General features: G+C 45.6%; 24 protein-coding genes. 19 read left to right on the top strand and 5 right to left on the bottom strand.

All coding sequences use genetic code 11. The features are described 5' to 3' along the window. Positions 1–172: 172 nt before the first annotated feature. Positions 173–712 carry a hypothetical protein gene (locus tag BEL04_RS09650; RefSeq protein ID WP_066002743.1) on the top strand — a complete coding sequence of 180 codons (540 nt, stop codon included), beginning with the start codon at positions 173–175 and terminating at the stop codon, positions 710–712. A gap of 103 nt (positions 713–815) precedes the next feature. Here the strand turns inward: BEL04_RS09650 and sppA are convergent, their stop codons facing one another. Further along, positions 816–2,579: a signal peptide peptidase SppA gene (gene sppA, locus BEL04_RS09645; RefSeq protein ID WP_066002742.1), complete on the bottom strand. Its 1,764-nt coding sequence runs from the start codon at positions 2,577–2,579 to the stop codon at positions 816–818. Positions 2,580–2,666: 87 nt separating this feature from the next. On the opposite strand from sppA, the gene folK reads away from it, so the two are divergent. The 3 genes from folK (at position 2,667) to BEL04_RS09630 (ending at position 4,549) form a co-directional block, all read left to right on the top strand. After that, a complete protein-coding gene (folK, locus tag BEL04_RS09640) occupies positions 2,667–3,143 on the top strand; it encodes a 2-amino-4-hydroxy-6-hydroxymethyldihydropteridine diphosphokinase (RefSeq protein WP_066002739.1) in 477 nt (158 codons plus the stop codon). Positions 3,144–3,167: 24 nt separating this feature from the next. Beyond that, a complete protein-coding gene (locus tag BEL04_RS09635; RefSeq protein ID WP_066002737.1) occupies positions 3,168–3,545 on the top strand; it encodes an Hpt domain-containing protein in 378 nt (125 codons plus the stop codon). 89 nt (positions 3,546–3,634) lie between these two features. After that, positions 3,635–4,549, top strand: a complete 915-nt coding sequence (locus tag BEL04_RS09630; protein WP_066002736.1) for a hypothetical protein — start codon at positions 3,635–3,637, stop codon at positions 4,547–4,549. A gap of 91 nt (positions 4,550–4,640) precedes the next feature. Here BEL04_RS09630 and purS read toward each other — a convergent pair whose 3' ends face one another. From purS to rho, 3 genes are all read right to left on the bottom strand, one after another. Then, positions 4,641–4,892, bottom strand: a complete 252-nt coding sequence (gene purS / locus BEL04_RS09625; protein WP_066002735.1) for a phosphoribosylformylglycinamidine synthase subunit PurS — start codon at positions 4,890–4,892, stop codon at positions 4,641–4,643. Between the two features lie 2 nt (positions 4,893–4,894). Further along, positions 4,895–5,602 (bottom strand): CDP-diacylglycerol--serine O-phosphatidyltransferase, encoded by a 708-nt coding sequence (gene pssA, locus BEL04_RS09620; protein ID WP_066002732.1) that lies wholly within the window; start codon positions 5,600–5,602, stop codon positions 4,895–4,897. A gap of 100 nt (positions 5,603–5,702) precedes the next feature. Further along, positions 5,703–7,343 (bottom strand): transcription termination factor Rho, encoded by a 1,641-nt coding sequence (gene rho, locus BEL04_RS09615; protein WP_066002730.1) that lies wholly within the window; start codon positions 7,341–7,343, stop codon positions 5,703–5,705. A gap of 267 nt (positions 7,344–7,610) precedes the next feature. Here rho and pyrF point away from each other — a divergent pair, with 267 nt between their 5' ends. From pyrF to BEL04_RS09580, 7 genes are all read left to right on the top strand, one after another. After that, positions 7,611–8,444 (top strand): orotidine-5'-phosphate decarboxylase, encoded by an 834-nt coding sequence (gene pyrF / locus BEL04_RS09610; RefSeq protein WP_066002728.1) that lies wholly within the window; start codon positions 7,611–7,613, stop codon positions 8,442–8,444. A gap of 99 nt (positions 8,445–8,543) precedes the next feature. Then, positions 8,544–9,833, top strand: coding sequence for a DUF2851 family protein (locus tag BEL04_RS09605; RefSeq protein ID WP_066002723.1), 1,290 nt, complete (start codon positions 8,544–8,546; stop codon positions 9,831–9,833). Further along, the gene (locus BEL04_RS09600; protein WP_066002721.1) at positions 9,833–10,054 is read left to right on the top strand and encodes a PspC domain-containing protein; all 222 of its coding nucleotides are present in this window, start codon (positions 9,833–9,835) and stop codon (positions 10,052–10,054) included. Before BEL04_RS09605 ends, BEL04_RS09600 begins: the two co-directional genes overlap by 1 nt. Positions 10,055–10,422: 368 nt before the next feature. Beyond that, complete coding sequence (locus tag BEL04_RS09595; protein WP_066002719.1) at positions 10,423–11,499, top strand: hypothetical protein; 1,077 nt, start codon at positions 10,423–10,425, stop codon at positions 11,497–11,499. A 76-nt stretch (positions 11,500–11,575) separates the two neighbouring features. Continuing rightward, positions 11,576–12,625 (top strand): hypothetical protein, encoded by a 1,050-nt coding sequence (locus tag BEL04_RS09590; RefSeq protein ID WP_066002717.1) that lies wholly within the window; start codon positions 11,576–11,578, stop codon positions 12,623–12,625. A 29-nt stretch (positions 12,626–12,654) separates the two neighbouring features. Next, positions 12,655–13,722, top strand: coding sequence for a PQQ-binding-like beta-propeller repeat protein (locus BEL04_RS09585; RefSeq protein WP_066002716.1), 1,068 nt, complete (start codon positions 12,655–12,657; stop codon positions 13,720–13,722). Positions 13,723–13,749: 27 nt separating this feature from the next. Then, positions 13,750–14,517: a haloacid dehalogenase type II gene (locus BEL04_RS09580; protein ID WP_066002715.1), complete on the top strand. Its 768-nt coding sequence runs from the start codon at positions 13,750–13,752 to the stop codon at positions 14,515–14,517. A 140-nt stretch (positions 14,518–14,657) separates the two neighbouring features. On the opposite strand, the gene BEL04_RS09575 is transcribed toward BEL04_RS09580, so the two are convergent. Then, positions 14,658–15,308 (bottom strand): ankyrin repeat domain-containing protein, encoded by a 651-nt coding sequence (locus BEL04_RS09575; protein WP_066002714.1) that lies wholly within the window; start codon positions 15,306–15,308, stop codon positions 14,658–14,660. Between the two features lie 95 nt (positions 15,309–15,403). On the opposite strand from BEL04_RS09575, the gene BEL04_RS09570 reads away from it, so the two are divergent. The 8 genes from BEL04_RS09570 to BEL04_RS09535 all read left to right on the top strand — a co-directional run bounded on the left by BEL04_RS09570 (position 15,404) and on the right by BEL04_RS09535 (position 23,042). After that, positions 15,404–17,971, top strand: a complete 2,568-nt coding sequence (locus tag BEL04_RS09570) for a DNA translocase FtsK (protein ID WP_066002712.1) — start codon at positions 15,404–15,406, stop codon at positions 17,969–17,971. A 17-nt stretch (positions 17,972–17,988) separates the two neighbouring features. Further along, on the top strand, positions 17,989–18,663 hold the full coding sequence (locus tag BEL04_RS09565) for an outer membrane lipoprotein carrier protein LolA (protein ID WP_066002711.1): 675 nt from the start codon (positions 17,989–17,991) through the stop codon (positions 18,661–18,663). Between the two features lie 91 nt (positions 18,664–18,754). Continuing rightward, a complete protein-coding gene (locus BEL04_RS09560; RefSeq protein WP_066002709.1) occupies positions 18,755–19,027 on the top strand; it encodes a hypothetical protein in 273 nt (90 codons plus the stop codon). Next, positions 19,024–19,785, top strand: a complete 762-nt coding sequence (locus BEL04_RS09555; RefSeq protein ID WP_066002708.1) for an MBL fold metallo-hydrolase — start codon at positions 19,024–19,026, stop codon at positions 19,783–19,785. The genes BEL04_RS09560 and BEL04_RS09555 overlap by 4 nt, the downstream gene beginning before the upstream one ends. Positions 19,786–19,797: 12 nt before the next feature. Beyond that, on the top strand, positions 19,798–20,136 hold the full coding sequence (locus BEL04_RS09550; protein ID WP_066002707.1) for a hypothetical protein: 339 nt from the start codon (positions 19,798–19,800) through the stop codon (positions 20,134–20,136). Then, complete coding sequence (locus BEL04_RS09545) at positions 20,137–20,475, top strand: hypothetical protein (protein WP_066002705.1); 339 nt, start codon at positions 20,137–20,139, stop codon at positions 20,473–20,475. Positions 20,476–20,627: 152 nt separating this feature from the next. Continuing rightward, positions 20,628–21,599, top strand: coding sequence for a pepsin/retropepsin-like aspartic protease family protein (locus BEL04_RS09540; protein WP_066002703.1), 972 nt, complete (start codon positions 20,628–20,630; stop codon positions 21,597–21,599). 3 nt (positions 21,600–21,602) lie between these two features. Continuing rightward, positions 21,603–23,042, top strand: a complete 1,440-nt coding sequence (locus tag BEL04_RS09535) for a glycogen-binding domain-containing protein (protein ID WP_066002701.1) — start codon at positions 21,603–21,605, stop codon at positions 23,040–23,042. The last annotated feature ends 17 nt before the right edge of the window (positions 23,043–23,059 follow it).

The following is a 23,059-nucleotide window of genomic DNA, read 5'->3' as shown; positions in this document are numbered from 1 at the left end:
CTTTTTGATACCCATAAAGCACATGGGGATGAGATGGGTAATCATGAGTGTCCCCATTTCCCGGTGTTAATGTCAGAAGCCTCGCGCTTGGTACATAATGCCTAAACTTACAATATACAAAAAATTGCTGACATTTGAAACGCATCATCACAATTGCATAAACTAATTTACGATGTATATATTCGCGCACCCCGAGCTAATCTTTTTCTTTTTTTCCTTTCCGATATTAGGATGGATACTTCAGGCAGGGCTCCCGACTAAGATCATTTCTTATGTATTATATACTTCGCTGGTTTTGTTGTTGCCGATATTCACTGGCTATTCCTACATAATCGAAAACCTATACGCCATTTTGGTTTACACCATCCTTGCCTGTGGCTACGGCTTGTTGCTGAAAGGAGCGAAACGCAAGATACTTACAAGTATACTATTATCGATAGTGCTTGTTTTTCCGTTGGGTTTCATTGCTTTTATAGGTGCAATGGCCGGTACCATAACGGTTGAACAACACTGGGAAATAAAAGATTATAGGGTCGATTACGTGCGCGATCAGGGTTTCTCCGGCGGGCCATTATTAACTTACCGATTAAAAAAATATGGCTTCATCCCCATATTCATTAAGGAAGTCGATTCGAAAGTAGATAACGATACCACTAACAATTGCACGGTAAAGTTTCAGTACAAAAATGTGAGCTTCAACAAGTGCAACTGAAGTTCTTGCACATCCGCCCGATAAAACGTCCACGCCTTACCAACACATCAACCACAAGCCTAACCATTCACCCAATCAACCACTCATCCAATCAACTAATTGATTAATTAAGAGTCACCTCATAAGGCATCCTGGCCAGTATCCCGCTCATCTGCGTGGCTTGCTTAACCTGTTCGTAGTATTTGTAATTATCGCCCAATTCGGCTTTGGTAAAATGGGTGCGCATTTCTACGCTGATGTTGCGGCCTATGTTTTTAAACGAACTTTCCTGCTCGGGGTAAGGCACCAAGCTGTAATCTTTGATCTTAGCTTTAGCGGCTGCCGAGCGGATGGCATCGTTAATGTTGCCTAATTTATCAACCAGGCCAATTTTGATGGCTTGCTGGCCAGTCCACACACGGCCCTGGGCTATGGTATTGATATAAGCCTGGGTTTTGCCGCGGCCGTTGGCTACGGCTTTGGTAAAATCGTCGTACCCGCGGTTGATCATGTTTTGCAGGATGTCCTTTTCTTCGGGGCTAAGCGGGCGGGTGCCGTTGCCCAGATCGGCATACTTGCCGGTTTTTACCCCGTCGAAAGTGAGGCCCAGCTTCTCGTTAAAAAACTTCTGCATGTTAGGGATAATGGCAAAGATGCCTATCGAACCTGTGATGGTATTTGGCTCGGCGTAGATCGAGTCGGCAGCGCAGCTGATATAGTAACCGCCCGAAGCCGCCACATCGCCCATCGAAACGATGATGGGTTTTACCTTTTTGGTGAGCATCACCTCGCGCCATATTACGTCCGAGGCGAGCGAGCTGCCGCCCGGTGAGTTAACGCGCAGCACTACCGCTTTTACCTTATCATCCAGCCGCACCTGGCGCAGGGTTTTCGATATCCTTTCGGAGCCTATGGTGTTGTCGTCGCCATCGCCGCCGGTAATTTCGCCCGAAGCATATACAATCGCTATCCGGCTGTTGGAGGTCGTGGTATCCTTATCATCGCTCGCGGCTTTGGTATAGTCGGCAATGTCAACCGATTTTACATTTTGTTTTTTACTCAGGCCGGTACGACCTTTCAGTTCGTCGAGCAGTTCGTCTTTATAACGCAGGCCGTCTATCAACCGAAACTTCACCGCGTCTTCTGCGTTACGCACCAGCATGTTGTTGGCGATGTTAAACAGCGAATCTTTACTGATCTTACGGCTGGCGCTGATCCCGGTAAGGAAATGATCGTACATCGAACCCAGGTACTCAGTTACCTGTTTGCGGTTGGCATCGCTCATTTTATTTAAAACAAAGGGCTCGGTAGCGCTTTTGTAGGTACCTACCTTGATCACCTGCGCTTCGATGCCCAGCTTATCCATCGCGCCTTTGTAAAACATAATCTGCGAGCTGAAACCGTGAAACTCAAATATGCCTTTCGGGTTCATGTAGATTTTATCCGCTACCGACGACAGGTAGTAAAACGATTGAGTGTAGATCTCGCCGTAAGCGATAATAAATTTGCCCGATCTCTTAAAGTCTATCAATGCGTTACGTATCTCTTCGGTAGTGGCCTGGCCGGCAAGCATATAGCTTTCATCTAAAAATATGCCTTTAATGTGGTCGTCTGTCTTAGCCTTTTTAATATTTGCCAGAATGTCGTTAAGCCCTATCGCCCTATGCTCATCAAATCCTAAAAAACCTAATGCTGCCAATGGGTTGTTCGGCGTACGCTCTTTGATATCGCTGGTCAGCGCAATACGCATTACCGAGTTTGATGGCACATCGATGGTTTTATCGCCGCTTAAGCCAACGGCAATACCGATCACGATAATAAAAAGCAGGACGGTGAGGATAATAATGCCGACGATGGTGGCAAAAACAAATTTGAAGAATTGTTTCATCTAATATTAAAAAACTTTATAACTATGCAAAGCTACTAAAACGCGGCATATAAGCTTAAGAGCATAGCGCATAATATTTGTTACAACATGGTTGATGTTTTTTTACTTTTAGGCAGTAACCTGGGCAACCGGCAACTATTTTTAAATGAGGCCTGTACAGGGATTGTCCTGCAGGTTGGCCGCATCGTCAAACGCTCGTCGGTATACGAAACGCAATCGTGGGGGAAGACTGATGAACCCGATTACCTGAACCAGGTTTTACAGGTGAGCACCGCCCTGAAGCCACGCGAAGTATTGGAGCGTATACTGGCTATCGAAAAAAGCCTGGGGCGCGAGCGGCTGGAGAAATGGGGATCGCGCACTATCGATATTGATATATTATTTTATGATAATGAGGTAATAAACCAGCCCGACCTGGTGATCCCGCACCCGCATCTGCACCAGCGTAAGTTTGTTTTGGAGCCGCTGGCCGAAATAGCCCCGCAATATATTCACCCGGTATTAAATAAAAATATTTTACAATTAAATAATTTTAAAGATAGTTTGATTGTGAAAAAATTGTAGTTTTACGTGTTTAAAGAACACGTTATGCCGGAATTGGAACTATCAGATCAGTACTTTGACCTTTCTTTTTTGCTCGAAATAGCTGACGGCAGCACCGAATTCATCGTCGAATCGATAGATATGTTTCTGGTGCAAACGCCCGAGCTGATGTGGGCCATCTATAATGCCATCAAGGCCGGCGATAGGACCCTCATTGCCCAATCCGCCCATAAATTAAAACCAAACTTAGGCTTTTTCGGGATGCTGACCGCTCAATCGATGATGCAGGAAGTAGAGGCTTTGGCCAAAGGCGATGCCGATTTTGCCGCCATCGAAGCAAAATATGTTTCGGTAAGAAGCATCATCGCCCCGACACTCGAAAAATTAAAGGTGATACGCGAAGCAAAAGCCGCAGAGTTGTAAGTACTACTCTCGTATCACCTATCTCTACAGTCCGGTTCCGCTGTTATATCTGTTTAAGAACCGAAGAATATTTTTGTTTTGAAAGAATCATGAAACGAACGTCGGTATTATTTGTGTTGATATTTTTACTCGCGTCGGTAGCAATTGCTCAAAGTAAAAAGGAAAAACAAGCTGCAGAGGAGCAAAGCATATATAATGCTGTAAAAAATGGCACTACCTATATTGTCGTAAGCGACCTTAATTTTCCTGACCATGAAAAATATTTAGCGTGGCTTCAAAAAAAATGGACGTTCACAAAAAACATCCAGTATATCACTATGCATAAAAACAGGTTTGATCTACCAGTGCTACCCGGTGATAGTTTTTTTAGTCTTGAGGACTATACGGTTAATGGGAGGTATGCGTCAATGACGTTTTATTACTTTAGCTTTTGGACCGTAAAAGATGATTATTTTAAGGAAAAAGCCAAAGTTTCCCAGTTTAGATATGTGATATTAAATACAAACTTTAACCATAGTTACTTTCTGTCTTCTTATGATGATCCTACGTTTGATAAGAGTCGTTTTTTTTATTCTAACGGTTATCCTGGTGTTGTCTTGAACATAATGCAAAATCTGGCAATGGAGCTAAACACCGCCGACCCCGTGGCTAAAACTGATTCAGCATCGACCAGGATATCAAGTCAAGATACTTTGTATATTCCTGAATTTAGTTTTGTTAAAGATGCAGCTTTTTCAGGTGCTCAAATGAATGATGCCCAAATAGAGAAAATTTTAAAAAACTATTCTTTGCCATACAAAATTTTGCCGCAAGCCGAGTTAGAAAAGAAAATAATTTTATCCGAGCCCCCTTTTTTCTACGTACTACGTACTGAAACTAATTTCTTAATTATGAATTCGAAAACAGGAAAAAAGGTATACAATACGGCAGCCGATTCCCGAAACATCAGTGCAAATGATTTTAAGAAACTGGAAAAAAGTCTGAAAGATATTAAGACTCGGTAAAACATCTTCACTATGCCCAGTTACATTTACAGGGTTAATGGTGATCACATTAACAAAGGCAGGGTTAATATGCAGCGAAAGCCGCCGAACTTTAAGCCTGTCTCAGCTCAAAGCTATAGCTTTCCATAATCAGGTTTGCCAGCAGGTTTTTGCAGGCCTGCTCAACTTTGGCGTGTGCTGCCTCGGTATTTTCTGCCTCAATTTCAAGCGAGATATGTTTGCCGATGCGTACGTTCTGGATTTCGGATAAGCCCAGGTTCTTCATACTGCCCGTAACGGCTTTACCCTGAGGGTCGAGTATCTCTTTTTTTGGCATTACATCAATTTCTGCTTGGAATTTCATTTTTATTTGGCGATTCTGAATTGTATGACGGATAAGGTGATATACATGAATAAGATGACCGGAACGGCCACAAATTTAAACACCACGATGGATATGGCCGATATCGAGATCAATACATAACGGTAAATGTTATTGTGTACATCGGTGTTTTTAAACTTGAGCGACATTAACGGTATCTCGGCCACCAGCAGCGAGCACATAATGAGCACAAAGCAGGCCAGGCCGTAAGGGTTCAAAATAAAGGTAGAGAAAGCAGTATGCTGCTGCAGAATCAGCGGTAACGATGCGATCAGGATAGCGTTGGCCGGGGTAGGTAAACCGATGAAGATCTCGGTTTGCCGTTCATCGATATTGAATTTAGCCAGCCTTAACGCCGAAAACACCGGTATCAAAAAGGCGATGTAATTTAAATATGGGCTAACATGCTCAATCTGCGGGGCCTGTAAAAACAGCTCGTAAATGATTACCGAAGGCAAAACGCCGAAGCTTACCATATCGGCCAGCGAGTCGAGGTCCTTACCGATACCCGAGAACGACTGTAACAGCCTGGAGGCAAAACCATCAAAAAAATCGAAAACTGCGGCCAGGAAAAGGGCGTAAGCGGCGTACAGTAAATTGCCCTGGAAAGCAAAAACTATACCCAGGCACCCGCTGAACAGGTTTGCGCAGGTAATGGCATTAGGTACATGTTTTTTTAGGCGCTGCCTCATTTTACTACAAATATACGGAAGCCTTCTTTACTATGAAACGAAAATATTACAGAAACACGTACTTTGTGTTTCCATAATATTTTCATTTGGTTAAGAAAGTTTAGGAGTTCATCGAAATCAGGAACTCTTCGTTGGTTTTTGTACCACGCATCTGCGCCTGTAAAAACTCCATCGATTCCTGCGAGTTCATATCGGCAAGGTGGTTGCGCAATATCCAGATGCGCTGCAGCACATCACGGTCGAGCAACAGATCGTCGCGGCGTGTACTTGAAGCAGTCAAATCGATAGCCGGGAAGATACGCTTGTTGGATAGCTTCCTGTCCAGCTGCAGCTCCATATTACCGGTACCTTTAAATTCTTCAAAGATCACCTCATCCATTTTCGAGCCGGTTTCGGTCAACGCTGTTGCGATGATGGTTAACGAGCCGCCATCCTCTATCTTACGGGCCGCGCCGAAGAAGCGTTTCGGTTTGTGTAAGGCATTGGCATCAACACCACCCGATAATATTTTACCCGACGCCGGGGCAACTGTGTTATAAGCACGCGCCAAACGGGTTATCGAGTCGAGCAGGATCACCACATCGTGGCCGCACTCCACCATACGTTTTGCTTTCTCTAATACGATGTTGGCAATTTTTACGTGGCGCTCCGCAGGTTCATCAAATGTCGAAGATACTACTTCGGCGCGTACGCTGCGGGCCATATCGGTTACCTCCTCGGGGCGTTCGTCAATCAGTAAGATGATCAGGTAAACTTCAGGGTGGTTTTTGGCTATGGCGTTGGCCACATCCTTCAGCAACATGGTTTTACCTGTTTTTGGCTGTGCCACGATCAAACCACGCTGCCCTTTACCGATAGGCGAGAACAGGTCCATGATACGGGTTGAATAATTGCCCGAGTCGGTGAACAGGTTCAATCTCTCCGATGGGAAAAGCGGCGTTAAGTGGTCGAACGGAACACGGTCGCGCACTTCGGCAGGCACACGGCCGTTAATAGCCTCAACACGCACCAGCGGGAAATATTTTTCACCTTCTTTCGGCGGACGGATACTGCCGCGTACGGTGTCGCCGGTTTTTAAGCCAAAAAGCTTGATCTGTGATTGCGATACATAGATATCATCCGGAGAGGTGAGGTAGTTATAGTCCGACGAGCGCAGGAAGCCATAGCCGTCGGGCATAATTTCCAGCACACCTTCATTAACGATCACATTATCGAAATCGAGGTTAATGGCAGGTTCCTGGGCTTTCTGCTGGTTATTGTTCTGATTATTATTGTTGCGGCGCTCAAACTTTTGCGGGCGGGCAGCAGCTTCTGGCGCCTGTACAGGAGCCTCGTCTGGTTGTGTAACCTCTTCCAATGGCTCGATACCGGCCTCAACAGCTGCTGGTACATTGCTTTCTGCATCCTGCGGACGAATATCATCGTCATCAAAACTATTAAAGAGGTTGGTATCATCCAGGCGTACGGTTTCGCGCGGTTCGGTTTTGCCTTTGATAGTACGCGTGCGTTTGCGCGGTTTATCGTCGGCCGGTTCGGCAGCAGCCGGAGCGTTATGCTCGGCATAATCGCGGGCCACGGTTTGTTGCTGTAAGCGTGCGGCTTCGATTAAAGTTTGCTGCTCGGTTATTTTAGCGATAAGCTCAGGCTTTCTTAAACCGTCGGCATCGTCTATGCCGAAACTTTTAGCCAGGGTACGCAGTTCAGAAACGAGTTTATCGTTTAATTCTGTTGTATTAGACATGTGATTGAATAGTATTTCAAAAGGGTATTTTGAGTGGAAAAAGTTTGCAAACCCGTACCTTAATTAAAAGGTCTGCAATTGTTAGTAAACGTCGGAAATTTTAAACTGATTGTTTCTTTAGTGCAAGAAATTCAGGAAAACACTACAATTTTAACCAATAAAATTAATACTTCAAATTTTTTTGAAAATATATTATCAAAATGTAGCTATCCGGGCTAATTTTCATTCTTTTGTAACGCAAATAATATATTGCTCAATACAAACTTCATGCCGAACCGCCAAGAACTGATTGATCAGATCAAACAAAAAAGATCATTTTTATGTGTAGGGCTGGATACCGATATCCAAAAGGTGCCTCAGTTTCTTTTAGATACCGAAGATCCGGTATTTGAGTTTAACCGTCGCATCATCGATGCCACCCGCGATTTGTGTGTAAGCTATAAACCCAATTCGGCTTTTTACGAAAGCATGGGCGTAAAAGGCCTGCAAAGCCTGGTTAAAACCTGGGAATACCTGCCTGAAGACTCCCTGAATATCATCGACGCCAAACGCGGCGATATTGGCAATACATCGGATATGTATGCCAAAGCTTTTTTTGATACTGCTGCAAGCGGGATGGGTTTTGATGCTATTACTGTTGCACCGTATATGGGTTATGATAGTGTTACCTCATATTTAAAATACCCCGATAAGTGGGTCGTCCTGTTGGGGCTAACATCCAACGAAAGCAGTAGGGATTTTCAACTGCTGCCTTGCGGCGATGGCCTTTTGTTCGAAGAAGTGATCAAAAAGGCCAACACCTGGGCAGGCAACGATCGCCTGATGTATGTGGTAGGTGCCACCAGGGGCGAAGCCTTTTTAACTATCCGCAAACATGCTCCCGACCATTTTTTACTGGTGCCCGGAGTCGGTGCGCAGGGTGGCAGCCTGGCCGAAGTTTGCCGGTATGGTATGAATAAAGATTGCGGCCTTATCGTCAATGCCTCGCGCTCTGTCATCTATGCATCCAACGGCCACGACTTTGCCGATGCAGCCCGCGCCGAGGCGCTCAAAATTCAACATGAGATGGAGGAAGAGTTGGAGAAAGCGGGGGTAATTTAGCCTTGAGTCAGGGGTCGTTAGTCCAGAGCCAGGATAATTCTGATAAATTTATTAATTTGCCGACTCAAGACTCAGAACTCAATACTCCGGACTATAAAAATGATGTTTAACGAAGACTTCCTGCAATACGTCTGGAAATTCAGGCTTTTTAATAAGGCCGGTTTGCTGACTACTTTGGGGGAAACCGTTGAGATTGTTTCGCCGGGCTTACAGAATATCGATTCGGGCCCCGATTTTCAGCATGCCAAGATCAAAATAGGCAATACCCTCTGGGCCGGCAACGTCGAGGTGCATTTATCCTCATCCGGCTGGAAGCAACACGGGCACACAACCGATGATGCTTACGATAACGTGATCCTGCATGTAGTATGCCGTGATGATACCCCTGTTTACCGTAAAGATGGCACTCGCATCCCAACTATCATCTTAAATGATCGTATTCCTGATGAGCTGTTCGCTAAGTACAACTGGCTGATAAACGAGCCTAAACAAATCATTCCCTGCGAGGCAAGTATCGGCAGTATCGATCCTTTGCTCATCCACAACTGGCTAACCCGTGTATTGGTGGAGCGTTTGCAAAAGCGCTCAAACCAGCTTGCCGCAGCCATCCAAACCAACAAAGGCGATTGGGAAGAAACTTTTTACCAATACCTGGCGGCCAACTTTGGCTTTAAAGTTAATGCCCTGCCTTTCGAACTGCTGGCCAAATCGCTTCCGCAAAACATCCTGGCAAAGCACAAAAACAACCCGATGCAGATCGAGGCGCTGATATTCGGGCAGGCAGGTTTTTTAACCGCCGATCTGAAGGACGAATACCCTGTAACTTTGCGGGCCGAATACCAGTTTTTACAGAAAAAATATAACCTTAAACCTCTGCAGAAGCATTTGTGGAAGTTTTCAAAGCTTCGTCCGCTAAATTTTCCTACTATCCGGCTGGCACAATTTGCTGCATTGGTTTATCAGTCCAACCATCTTTTTTCGAAGGTTCTGGATATCCGGAATTATGATGACTACGCCAAACTGTTTACCGATATCAAAATGAACAGCTATTGGGATGATCACTATCAGTTTGATAAGCCGTCAAAACCGGCGGCAAAAAACTTAGGCAAATCTTCAGTCGATATTTTGTTATTAAACACAATTGTATTATATTTATTTTCTTATGGTAACCAGCATCAGCAGGAGCGTTATGTTAACCGTGCCCTGCATTTACTTGAATTTTTACCTGTTGAGCAAAACAGTATAATTGCCGGTTTTGTTACTATGGGGGTAAAAGCTGGCACCGCGTACGAATCGCAGGCCTTGCTCGAGCTAAAAAACGTTTACTGCAATTATAAAAAGTGCCTGCAGTGCGGTATTGGGAATAAGATTTTAAAACCGGCTATGTGATGTTGCAGCGGATATTAACTTTTTTCGAAAAATACTCGTTTGGTGTTTGTACCTACCTGGGCGAACGCTTTAATATCTCTATCTCCAAGATCCGCCTGTTTTTTATTTACTCTTCTTTTTTGGCAGTGGGCTTCCCGCTCATATTCTATTTCTTTGCCGGTATCGTGCTCGATATCCGGAACTACGTTAAGCGTATCCGCACCCGGGTATCTGATCTGTAGTCAACCCGCCGATCTGCTTTTTTGACGTTGTTTGTAAATTAATTTGCTGATAGTGAGTTTATTGTGTGCTTTTCTGTAGCCTCTGGCAACCGTTTACATACTTCGCCCGTTTTTGAGTATGACCATCATCCGGCCATTATGTCCGAATGCTCAAGGCTGCCCCGGGTAGCGTTCTATTAACTAACTGCCACCGCCTGCTGTTTTAAATAATGGGTACCGTGCTTCCCTTGCGGATATACCTTAAAACAGTAAGCCCGGTACCCGAAGAACTTTTAAGTCAATAAGATGGACTTTTAGGTGCAGCCATTTAACATGGCAGGCTATAACTTTGTGTCCCTTAATTTATTTATTATACGATTGATAACCTAATGAAAACAGTAAAAAAACCAAAACCGATTAACAAAAAGAATGAAAAGATTATCACATTATTTAGTGTATGCCTCGCGTTACTGCTGGGTTTATCGGCTTGCCATAAATGTCATGATTATAGCCCCGATATGGGTGTCGCATCACCATCCGGCTGGACAAAAGTCGCATCGTTGTCATCCAACCAGGAGTTTACGGTACTCACAACATCAGGCAACACAGTCTACGCGGCAAGCAGCGCTGGTATAGTGTATATGAGCTCTGACCTGGGTGCTACATGGCAGCCGTCAGCGTTGGTAAAGCAAGGTACCAACATATCCGCCTTAGCGGTATTTAACAACATCATCTATGCGGGTACCGAGTTCGATGGCATTTTTGCCAGTGGCAATGGCGGCCAAACCTGGGTTAACCAGTCAACCATTGAGCTGGTTACCTCATTTACCGTTCTGAATAATAACCTGTACGCGTCAACAGAGCAAGGCAACACGCCGGGCGACGGCTTACAGATATTGAATAAAAACGCCGGTACCTGGGGGCCCTTCAATACCAGCGGCTTACCTTCTAATTTCGATTATACGGTAAAAAAGACGATTGCCGTAAATCAAAGCCTGGTATCCTTACGGGGCGGAAACGGGTTCTTTTATACCTGTAATACCTTAAATAATCAGTGGATAGCGACGGATTATTTTAACCCGCACCGTATGGCCATCATGCGCGATATAACCTATGGGCAGGGCACCCTGCTGGTAACGCCGGGCACTATGTTGTACGGCAGCACCAATAGCGGCCTAACCTGGGCCGCCGACACGCTCGGCCTGCAAAAGGAACCGGGCACCATTAATTCGAGCCGTATCCGGATGCTGTACACTTTCAATAATAAATTTTATGTGGTAAGCAACGTATTGACAGGTGGCGGTGTATGTATACAGCAGCGCGATGTGGCGGCGCCGATAGGCACAAGCTGGGCCACGAACAGCGAAGTTTTAGCTACGGCAGGTTTTGGCTACGACTTCTGTTACCTGAATAATATCCTGTTTTTAGCTACCGATAACGGGATCTATTTTAAAAAGATCGTATAGGTTAACGGCATTTTTAACACTTAATTAATAGTGACCCATACCGATAAATATAAAGCCGATTACTAATTAAAAAGATATGAATAAAAGAGCTTTAAAATTTTTCATTTGTTTTTTTATTGCCGGGATAGGGCTGACGGCCTGCCATAAAACGCCAATAACTGTGCAGTCTATTGGCCCCACATTGCAATGGGCAAGGGTAACTAACCTGCCTGCCGATAACTTCACGGCCCTTGGGGTATTTAATAATGTGGTTTACGTGGCTTCGTCCACATCCGACAGGATATACGAGAGCGCCGATAATGGCATCACCTGGACAGCTACCGCCCCGGTATCCTCGGGCAAACTGATATTCTCGCTCATCGTATATCAAAATAAATTGTTTGTAGGCACCGACTATGAAATTTACTCGAGCAGCGATAATGGTAAAACATGGATCGGGGCCGGTAATAATACCATGACCGTAAACTCATTTGCTGTGTGGAACAACAGTTTGTATGCAGCTGCCATCGATAATTCGGGCCAGGGGCTCCTAAAGCTGAATGCCACGGGGCAATGGGCTCCTTTCCAAAACGGCTTGACCAATGCGGTTCGTGCATCAAAAGTTTTGGTGGCTAATAATTATTTTGTTGCGGGTACCACCGATTTTTTTGCCGCTTACGATCAAACGCAGCAATTGTGGCAAACAAAGCAATATGTTGATATAACCAAAACCAGGTATAAAAACACACCGTTCCCTAACCTGGTGATCGATATGATCAACACCCCGGCCAGCATTCTGGCTCAGATCTATGTCGGCAATAATGACCATGAAACCATTTTGCGCAGCGACGATGCCGGCCTGACCATGAATTTTGATACCGTCGGCCTGAAAGCCGATACCTCTGACGATAAGTTTCTGATGTGTGGGATGTACGTGGGTAATAACAAAATGTATTCGATCATTGATCAGCAGCAAGGTACGAAAGGTATCTGGCTGCAGAGCCGCGATCAGAATGCAGTTTTGGGCACGACCTGGGCCAACGGTGAAGAGTTTCTGCCGGGCTTATATGGCCATGGGCTCACTGCGTTGACAGACGTATTGTTTTTGGCGACAGACAACGGCTTGTATTATAAAAAAGCACACTAATTTGGCGCTGTAAAAACCGATGATGTAGTATGTTAGTATTTATAAAGAAAATAATTTCAGGAGTTTGCCTGGTTGCAGTTGCGCTGTGCCTGGCATCCTGCCACAAAACCGGGACGAAAGATACCCCGGCGCCGGTTGCGGGCCAGTTGCCCGATCCCGGCCCGAACTGGACAAGGTTAACCGTTCTTAACGATACTATAACCGTACTGGAAGAGTTTAACCATACCCTGTACGCTGCGTCAAACAGTAATACGTTGTATACAAGTGTTAACGGAGGTGCGACGTGGGCATCGGTAAAAGTAGGTGCGCCCGATGTATCCATTAGCGCTATCCGGGTTTTTAACGGGCAGATTTATCTGGGTACAAACAACAACGGCATATTCAGCAGCAATGATGGCGGCCGCACCTGGAGTAATTATGTGTCTGGTTTCCGGGATTATAATACCTATGGTTTCCTGGTAGGTTATCCTGTCACATCATTCGCGGTTAAGGATAACCTTTTATACGCAGCCACCGAGGGTAATGGGGTTTATGCTTTAAACCAGGCAACTGGCAACTGGTCGGCATTTAACAATAACCTGCCGCAGAACTTTACCTCGTATAATGTTTTTAAATTATTAAGCTCAAACAACACGCTGGTTGCTGCGGGCGGTGTTAACGGTACTTTTTATTATTACGATTTTGCCAATAGCCGGTGGACCGAAACCCTGCTGCCTCATTGGGGCTCATATATTCAGAAAATGATTATCGATAATGGCGTTTTGTATGCCGTTACATCTGAAGGGAAAATCATCCGTAGCAGTAACAACGGTTTGAGTTGGGATTATGATACTGCCGATCTCTATACTGTGCAAGCGCTTAATTACAAGGATCTGTATAGCGGCACCACAAAAAATTACACTTTCACAGTGGTTTTCTCTTTCATCGATAGTGAAAATGGCACCACTATTCAGCAACGGGATAAAAACATAGCTATTGGCTCATCGTGGGCAAACGGCCAGCAGTTTTTAGAAGGCGTCCATGCACACGCTATCCTCGAATCAGGCGGAATACTTTTCCTGGGTACCGACCAGGGTTTGTACGCCAAGCATATTTAACTTAGTGGCGGTCTTCAAAAATTAAAAATGGATATCGGCAGATCAGAATTTATCGGTATGGCCGGCACCATGCTGGGCGCCTCGCTATTAACCAGGCCGTTGGATATTTTAACCACACAAAAACCATCATTCAAAGCCATCGCTTTTGATGGCCTGGCCATCTTCGACCCGCGCCCGGTTTTTAAAATGGCGCAGGATATGTACCCCGAACACGGCACACAATTGACAGACCTGTGGCGCACCAAACAATTCGAATACACGTGGCTGCGCAACCAGTTAGGCGCCTATACCGATTTTTTTACGGTTACCCGGGATGCATTGGTCTTCGCGACAAAAACGTTGAAGATCGATCCGGACGAACAGAAAAAGCAGCAACTGATGCAGGCTTACCTTAACCTGAGGGCCTGGCCCGATGTTGCCGGTGCTTTAAAAATACTAAAAAATGCCGGCATCAAACTGGCGCTGCTCTCCAATTTTACGGATGTAATGATGCAGAAGGGCATCGAAAACAGCAACCTGCAAGGCGTTTTCGACCAGGTGCTGAGCACCGATAAGGTCAAAAAATTTAAACCCGACCCGCGAGCATATCAAATGGCTATAGATGGTTTTAAACTCAGCAAACGCGATATGCTGTTTGTACCCTTTGCGGGATGGGATATGGCCGGCGGCAAACAGTTCGGCTACACCACATTTTGGCTGAACAGGCAAGGCGCAGTGGCGGAAGAACTGGCTGTAAAAGCTGATGCTGAAGGTAAGGGAATGGGTGACTTGCTTGCGTATTGTGGCTTGAAGTAAAAAAGTTTGCGTTAGGGATAACCCGGCCGCAGGCAACGCCCAAATAATAATGATTGAAGGATTGATTGACTGAATGATGGAATAACCGCATCATTATAGCTCACTTTAAATGATACTTCTTCATTATACTAATCCACCCCCTAATCCGACAATATCGCAGCGATATCATCAAACCCTTTTTCGGCCGCAAGGTCGGCTGGTAATTTACCCCCTTCCATACGGCTGTTTACCTGCGCCCCATGCTCCAGCAGCATGATGAGCAGCTCAAGGTTGCCATTCTGCGCTGCGGAATGCAAAGGCGTAACCCCCGATTTTTGTTTTACATTGACCTGTGCCCCATGATCGAGCAGCATGGCCGTAATTTCGGTCTGGTTGGCTGCCACAGATGAGTGTATCGGGTAGACGCTGAAGCCATTATCAGAAGGGATATTTACATCGGCGCCTTTTAAAACCAAAAAGCTGGCGATCTGCGGGTGCCCGAAGTAACAGGCCAGGCCCAGTGGGGTAAAACCATCGGGCGAAAACCCGTTCACCATTTCGGGATGATTATAGACCAGGTGGGCCACTACATCAAACTTACCGGCGGCACAAGCCTCGAACAGGTTGATATCATGAACGTAATTCAATAAAAGCGACACGACAGCCGGTTTTTTATAATAACAGGCCAGCATCAGTGGTGAAACATTGTGGCTGGTATTGGCTGTAGCCAGCTTCCTGTCCTGTTCCAATAGTTCGCCAAGGCTTTTTACATCGGCTGTTTGTATGTAGTACTCAAGTTTATCGGGGCCCATTTCAAATCAAGTATACTAAAAATTAAAAATGGATACAAACAAGTTGTTTTATCTATTAACTTTATATTTGCGGTTGAACGCCATTGAAATATAGAATGCCGGTAAAAGGAAATCAGTTTAAATCAAATAGCTTTAAGGACGATAATAAGCCAAATACTTCTTCAAAGACCGAAAAAGCCGCAAAGCAGAAGGTAGAGAAGCTTCCGTCTTTCGATTTAAAGGATGGCCGCTTTATCAAGGTTGCCGGCGCGTTCTTCCTGCTGATCTCTGTTTATTTCCTGGTGGCCTTTACCTCGTACCTGTTTACCTGGCAGGAAGACCAGAGCTATGTATCAAAAGCCAACGGCGGCTGGCACAACCTCTTCAAAACCCAGCAGGAACTGATCGAGAATGGTGTAAAAAACCCGGTAGTGGTTAATACAGCCGGTAAGCTTGGCGCGTTGTTGTCGAATCAATTTATCTACGAATGGTTCGGCGTTGCTTCGTTTATTTTTGTCGTGGTTTTCTTTATTATCGGCTACCGCTTTTTATTCAAGGTGCGATTGTTCCCCCTTAATAAAACATTGGCTTATGCGGTTTTCGCTATCATCTTTTTTTCGGTTGCGATAGGTTTTGTTCATGGCCTGGTTACCGAGTACCCACATTACCTCGAGGGAGAGTTTGGCTACTGGAGCAATCGGCTTTTAGATGCACAGATAGGCGAGGCTGGTACGGCCGGCCTGGTGGTTTTCGCCGCTATTACTTTTCTCATCATTGTTTATAATATCGACTTTAAGCTCCCCCAGCGTAAAAAGAAAGAGCTTGAGCCGGCCGGCGATGCCATATTGACCAATACGGTTTTCGATCCGTTTGAAGGGAGGTTTTCGGAAGAGGCAGCCGAAGATAGCGAACCTGCAGAAAGGCCGCGCATGCAGCAGAATATCGAGATCAATAAATCAAGAGAGCCTGAACTGACTTACACCGAGCCTGAAGAAGAACCTGAGGCCGACCTGCCATTGCCGGTTAATACTTTTCATAAACCGGTGGTTTTAACGCCGTCGCCAAGTGCCGATACCGATATCCCGTTAACTGTTGATGAAGAGCGCCCGCAGCCTGAACTAAGCATCGAAAAAGAAGATAAAGTAACCAGCGACGACCTGGTGGAGCAATTCGGTGCTTTCGATCCGAGGCTTGATCTTTCTTCTTACAAATTTCCCCCTCTGGATTTGCTGGAGAATTACGGCTCGAACAAAATATCCGTTAACTCCGAGGAACTGGAAGCCAATAAGAATAAGATCGTTGAGACGCTCAACCATTATAATATCGAGATCGATAAGATCAAGGCAACCATCGGCCCGACGGTTACTCTTTACGAGATCATTCCGGCGCCGGGTGTGCGTATCTCCAAGATTAAAAACCTGGAAGACGATATCGCGCTGAGCTTAGCCGCACTGGGTATCCGTATCATTGCGCCGATGCCTGGTAAGGGTACTATCGGCATCGAGGTGCCCAATCAGAATCCCGAAATGGTATCGATGAAATCGGTGCTCGAAAGCGATAAGTTTAAAAATACTACCATGGACCTGCCGGTTGCTTTGGGTAAAACCATCAGCAACGAAGTGTTCATTGCCGACCTGGCCAAAATGCCCCACTTATTAATGGCGGGTGCAACCGGTCAGGGTAAATCGGTTGGTATCAATGCCTTGCTGGTATCGCTGCTCTACAAAAAACACCCGGCCGAGCTGAAGTTTGTGCTCGTCGATCCTAAAAAGGTAGAGCTCACCCTGTTCCGCAAAATCGAACGCCACTTTTTAGCCAAATTGCCCGACGAGGCCGACGCCATCATTACTGATACCAAAAAGGTGATCAACACGCTCAACTCGCTGTGTATCGAGATGGATGCCCGTTACGATTTGCTGAAAGATGCGCAGGTACGTAACCTGAAAGAATACAATGCCAAATTTGTTAACCGTAAACTTTTACCTACCGAAGGCCACCGTTACCTGCCGTTCATCGTATTAATTGTAGACGAATTTGCCGACCTGATGATGACCGCCGGTAAAGAGGTAGAAACACCTATCGCGCGTTTGGCCCAGCTGGCCCGTGCTATTGGTATCCACCTGATCATCGCAACGCAAAGGCCGTCGGTAAATATCATTACGGGTACGATCAAGGCTAACTTCCCGGCGCGTATCGCGTTCAGGGTACAGTCCAAGATCGACTCGCGCACCATCCTCGATTCGGGTGGTGCAGATCAGCTGATCGGTCGTGGCGATATGTTGTTATCAACCGGTAACGACCTGATCCGTTTGCAGTGCGCCTTTGTAGATACGCCCGAAGTGGATAAGATCTCCGATTTCATCGGCGGGCAGCGCGGGTACTCCGAAGCTTACGCGTTGCCTGAATACGTAGGCGAAGGCGAAAGCTCCGGCCCGAAAGATTTTGACCCAAGCGACCGCGATCCGATGTTCGAAGAAGCGGCGCGTTTAATTGTAATGCACCAGCAGGGCTCTACGTCGCTCATTCAGCGTAAGCTGAAGTTGGGTTATAACCGCGCCGGGCGTATTATCGATCAGCTTGAGGCTGCGGGTATCGTCGGCCCTTTTGAGGGCAGCAAGGCGCGCGAAGTTTTAATACCTGATGACTATGCTTTGGAGCAGTTTTTGAGCAATATGGATGAGTAGCAGAGGATAAAGAATTTATGAAAAGAATAGCAATATATGTTTTAATGATGCTGGGCGCTGCTATGCAGGTTTATGCCCAGAAGGATGCGCAGGCTAAAGCGATTTTGGCCGAAGTAAGTAAAAAGTACAAAACGTACGATGTGGTAAAAACAAACTTTATGTACACTTTGGAGAGCCCGCAGGCTAACCTGAAGGAAACGCAGACCGGTACCCTCATCGCCAAATCAAAGGCTAACAAGTTTAAAGTGACGCTGTATACCAAGGGTAAAACCCCGGCTATTGCCCAGGAGCTGATTAGCGATGGCAAACAACAGTGGACCTACCTGAAAAAAGATAACGAAGTGCAGGTAAATGATGTGACCACCAATGAGGATGCCTTAAACCCGGCGCACATTTTTACCATCTACGAAAAAGGTTTTAATTATATCTATACCGGCGAGGTAAAGCAGGGTGGTATAACTTATGAAACCATCGACATGACGCCGACCGATGCCAAGAAAACCTTCTTCAAGGTTCGCCTGATGATCGATAAAGCCAAAAAACAGATATACAGCGCGCTGATCTTCGATAAGAACGGTAATAAATATACCTATACCATGCAAACCTTTACCCCGAATGTAAACGTGCCTGATGCCGTTTTTGCATTCGATGTAAAAGCGCACCCGGGTGTGGAAGTGGTTGACCTGCGGTAGTATTGAGTAATGCGTATTGCGTAGTGCGATACCATTTTTGTATATTTCGCTTTCAGAAATCTCAATACGCAATACGCACATCACAATACCAATGTTAACCTTCACCCAGCATACCCTCGAAAAGCTCGAAAACCTGCTCAAAGCGGCAGGTTATAAGATAAGGTACGAGAAAGGGAACTTTAAAACAGGTGCCTGTGTGCTGCAAAACAGCCGGATAGTGGTGGTGAACAAGTTTTCGAACCTCGAGAGCAAGATACATTCGGTTGTTGAGTTATTGCTCGAACTGGAGATCGATCATAAGTTGCTTGACGAAAAGCAGATCATATTTTTACATCAGATAACCCAAACCCGATTGCAACTGTGACCATTACCATCTTAGGAACCGGTACATCGCAGGGCGTACCCGTCATCGCCTGCGATTGCGAGGTTTGTACTTCGGCCGACCCGAAGGACAAGCGCCTGCGTTCATCGGTCATGGTGGAGATAGATGGTAAGGTATTTGTGATCGATTCGGGCCCCGATTTCAGGCAACAGATGCTGCGCGAAAAGGTGAAACGCCTGGATGCGCTCATCTTTACCCATCAGCATAAAGACCATACCGCAGGTATGGACGATATCCGTGCCTTTAACTTCAGGCAGCAATCGGCAATCGATGTATACGCTACCGAAATGGTGCAAACCGCCTTAAAGCGCGAGTTTATGTACATCTTCGAGGAGTTTAAATACCCGGGCATTCCGCAGGTAAACCTGCATACCATCAGCAACGGTATTTTCGAAGTGCAGGGCGTGCCTGTTATTCCCATTGAAGTTTTACATTACAAGCTGCCGGTCCTCGGTTTCCGAATAGGCGATTTTACCTATATCACCGATGCCAAAACTATTGCCGAAGAGGAGCGCCTAAAGATTAAAGGCTCCAAAGTTTTGGTGATCAACGCCCTGCAGCGCGATAAGCATATATCACACTTTACGCTGGAGGAAGCTATTGAATTTGCCCTTGAAATGGGCGCCGACCAAACCTACCTTACCCACATCAGCCACCGCCTGGGCAAACATGCCGATGTATCGCTCGAGTTACCGCCCAATATCCACCTGGCTTATGATGGGTTGAAGTTTGAGTTGTAGAGAAGATTATATATGTCAGAGGTAGTAAACCATATACAAAAAATTCGTGATGGTATTCTGGATGAGATTGGCGATAGTTGCGTTCACACAGAGCACGCCGAAACTTTTATATCACCATCTGAACATTTTCAGGCCGTAGCTACACCTGTTTCGACAAACAACAATAGATCTAATGTTGGCTTAACAAAAGTCGAAGTATATAGTACAATACTAAATGACAAGATTTTCGATTTCTTTGTAAACGAAGAATTCTTTTTTCATGGTTGGGTTACTACCGCCGACGTTGAGTATTTGATTTGTGCCGAGGATATTTTTGGAGGGCAAACCGTCATTGATTTAACTAACAATTAAATGAATAGCTACTCGCCTGGTGAAGACGGCTTTATCTGGACGAATTTTCATTTATCTCCTAAGGGGAAAATTCTTGCTACACTTGGTTGTTATTGGGCGTGCCCGACAGTAATAAAACTATTTGATTTTTCTAATCCCTTAACTTTGCCTCTAAAAGAAATTAAAGAGATAAGGTTATTGGATAACGACGAGATAATTATAGGATGGTTTGATGATGAAACGTTACAAATGAAAGGCGTTAAAAAGGAAAGAGTCCCTGAATATTTTGAAGATGGTTCCATGAGGATGAATATAGTAAATGAAACACCGATGGAACGTCAGATAAAGATTAACATCTGATAAATTATCGCTCCCACAGGGCGTTCCGATTGGGGATACCTTCCTGTTAAAAACCTGTTAAACTTCACACCTCAACATTATTTAAATCATATTTACTGTAACTTGCCTGCAGGTACCGGCGTCTATACCTAAACATTTACCTTATTATATCGATGTTACGCAGGTTTTATATGTTATTGCTTTTACTGGCTGTAAGCAGCCTTGCAATGGCATTTAAACCCGGCGGACCCGGTAAGATCAGTTTCCCGGGCGCTTACTGGACAGATCCGGAGCCATCGGGCGAGTTCGCTACCCTGGTTATCCCGATCAAACGGGTATCAAACCTCATTATCCTCGAAGCCAAAGTCGATACTATGGAGGGTAATTTTGTGCTCGATACCGGTGCACCTTACCTGGTTCTTAACCAAACTTACTTTCGCAATTACCCGCATTACAATGAGCAGGATGCCGGGGGCATTAACGGCGATGCCGGTGTGGCCTTTCGTACAAGCGTTCGCAACCTGGATATCGCCGAGCTGCATTACGACAGGCTGCTGGCCGACGTAACCAATCTTTCGGCTATCGAAAACAGCCGCAATATTAAAGTGCTGGGTTTACTGGGCACTAAACTATTTTCTAAATTTGTCATCACTGTTGACCTGTTTCAAAACCAATTGTATATCCACAAACTTAATAAAGATGGCGAGATACCCGCTGCCGAACAACTGTACCACGATCCGATACTAAAGATGCCATTTTACTATGCCAATAATGCAATTTTGTTTAAAGCTTCGGTAAACGATAACCAGTTATGGTTTGCTTTTGACACCGGCGCCGAAACTAACCTGATCGATTACCGGCAGGCTAAAAAGCTGCTGCCAACGTTACAGGTTATCAACCGGTCGAAGCTGACAGGTATTGGAGGCAGCACTTTTGAAGTAATATACGCTAAGTTTGAGAAATTGTCTGTTGGCGAGCGGGTATTTACCAATAACAAGGTGATCATTACCAGTTTGGAGCAAATGGGCAAGGCCTATGGCCGCGATATCGATGGCATGCTTGGCAGCGATTTTTTTGGCCGCGCGGTGTTCACCATCAACTTTGTTAAAAAAGAGTTTATCATGTATACCAATAAGAACGAATAGTAAATGGCAAAAAAGGGTTATATAGGCTTGTTGTTGCTGGTGTTTTGCACCATGTGGCCCGCCCTTGCCCAAATCAGGCAGAATGCCTTTACCATTACCGACGATCAGATGGTATTATACCTCGATCTGAAACTTAAAAAAGCAGATATTGATAGTTTACTGCGGATAGCCGATATTAAAGGCGTTACCGTTGATAACCTGCTGCGCGGTAATTTTAACCAGTTGCAAAAAGATGGCTGGACCATATCCCATATGGCCGATAATAAGCTGATGCTGTTAAAACCCCTGAACGAACTGGCGGCAAATGCACAAATGAGGCCCTTCCTCATCACCTCGAATATGGTAATGCACGATAAGCAGCCTGGTTACCCCGACGATGATATCAAATTCGGCATCAACAGCTTTTTAAGGCAAAATGTGCACGAACTGCCTTCGGGTGTTACGCGGTTTTTTCTCCCGTCTAATTTAAAGGCCAAAAAGGTTTTGGTATCGGGCAACTTCAACAGTTGGAGCACCTCCAAAGGGGTGATGATCAAAACCGATAGCGGTTGGATATACGATATTAAGCTCAGCGCCGGCGAGTACCTGTACAAATTTGTGGTTAACGGCCGCTGGATAAGCGATGCCGGTAATCTGCTAAAGGAGGACGATGGGTTTGATGATCACAACTCGGTGTATTTTAAGTACAATTATACTTTCAGGCTTAAAGCTTTCCCCAGGGCGTCGCGGGTAATGCTGGCGGGTAGTTTCAATAACTGGAACGCTAACCAGATTGTGATGATGCCTGTAAAAGGCGAATGGGTGCGCCCGATGTATCTGCACGAAGGCAGCCATATTTATCGTTTTTTGGTCGACGGAAAATGGACAAAGGACCCGTCGAACCCGAATACCCAAACTGATGCTGCGGGAAACATCAACTCAGTGTTGAACATCGGCGAGCCCGGTGTATTTAAGCTTAACGGTTTTGCCAATGCCAAAAGCGTTATCGTATCGGGCAGTTTCAACAAATGGAACACGAGCGAACTGCATCTTCACCGGTCGGGTAGCCAATGGGTATTGCCTTATGCGCTTCCGGCAGGTAACTACGGTTATAAGTTTATTGTCGACGGCCGCTGGATGACCGACCCGGCCAATGGCAATTATATGGAAGAAGACGGGCAGACCAATTCGTTCCTGGCGGTAAAAGCCAATCACACTTTTACTTTAAAAGGATACAATAATGCCAAACAGGTGCGCCTGTCGGGCACCTTTAACGATTGGAACGAACCTGGCTGGGCCATGGTACGTCATGGCGACACCTGGACGATCAGCGTATATCTGGCGCCGGGCAAAGCATTGTATAAATTTATTGTCGACGGTAACTGGATCATCGATCCCGGTAATAAGCTTTGGGAGCAAAACCAGTTTAATACGGGTAACTCGGTGCTTTGGATGGAGAGGTAGTTAGCCTGGGTTTTTAA

This window comes from Mucilaginibacter sp. PPCGB 2223, from assembly GCF_001705515.1.
In the GTDB taxonomy this organism is placed as follows: Bacteria; Bacteroidota; Bacteroidia; order Sphingobacteriales; family Sphingobacteriaceae; genus Mucilaginibacter.
Note: the sequence above shows the minus strand (reverse complement) of the source record. Positions and strands in the feature narration are given on the sequence as shown.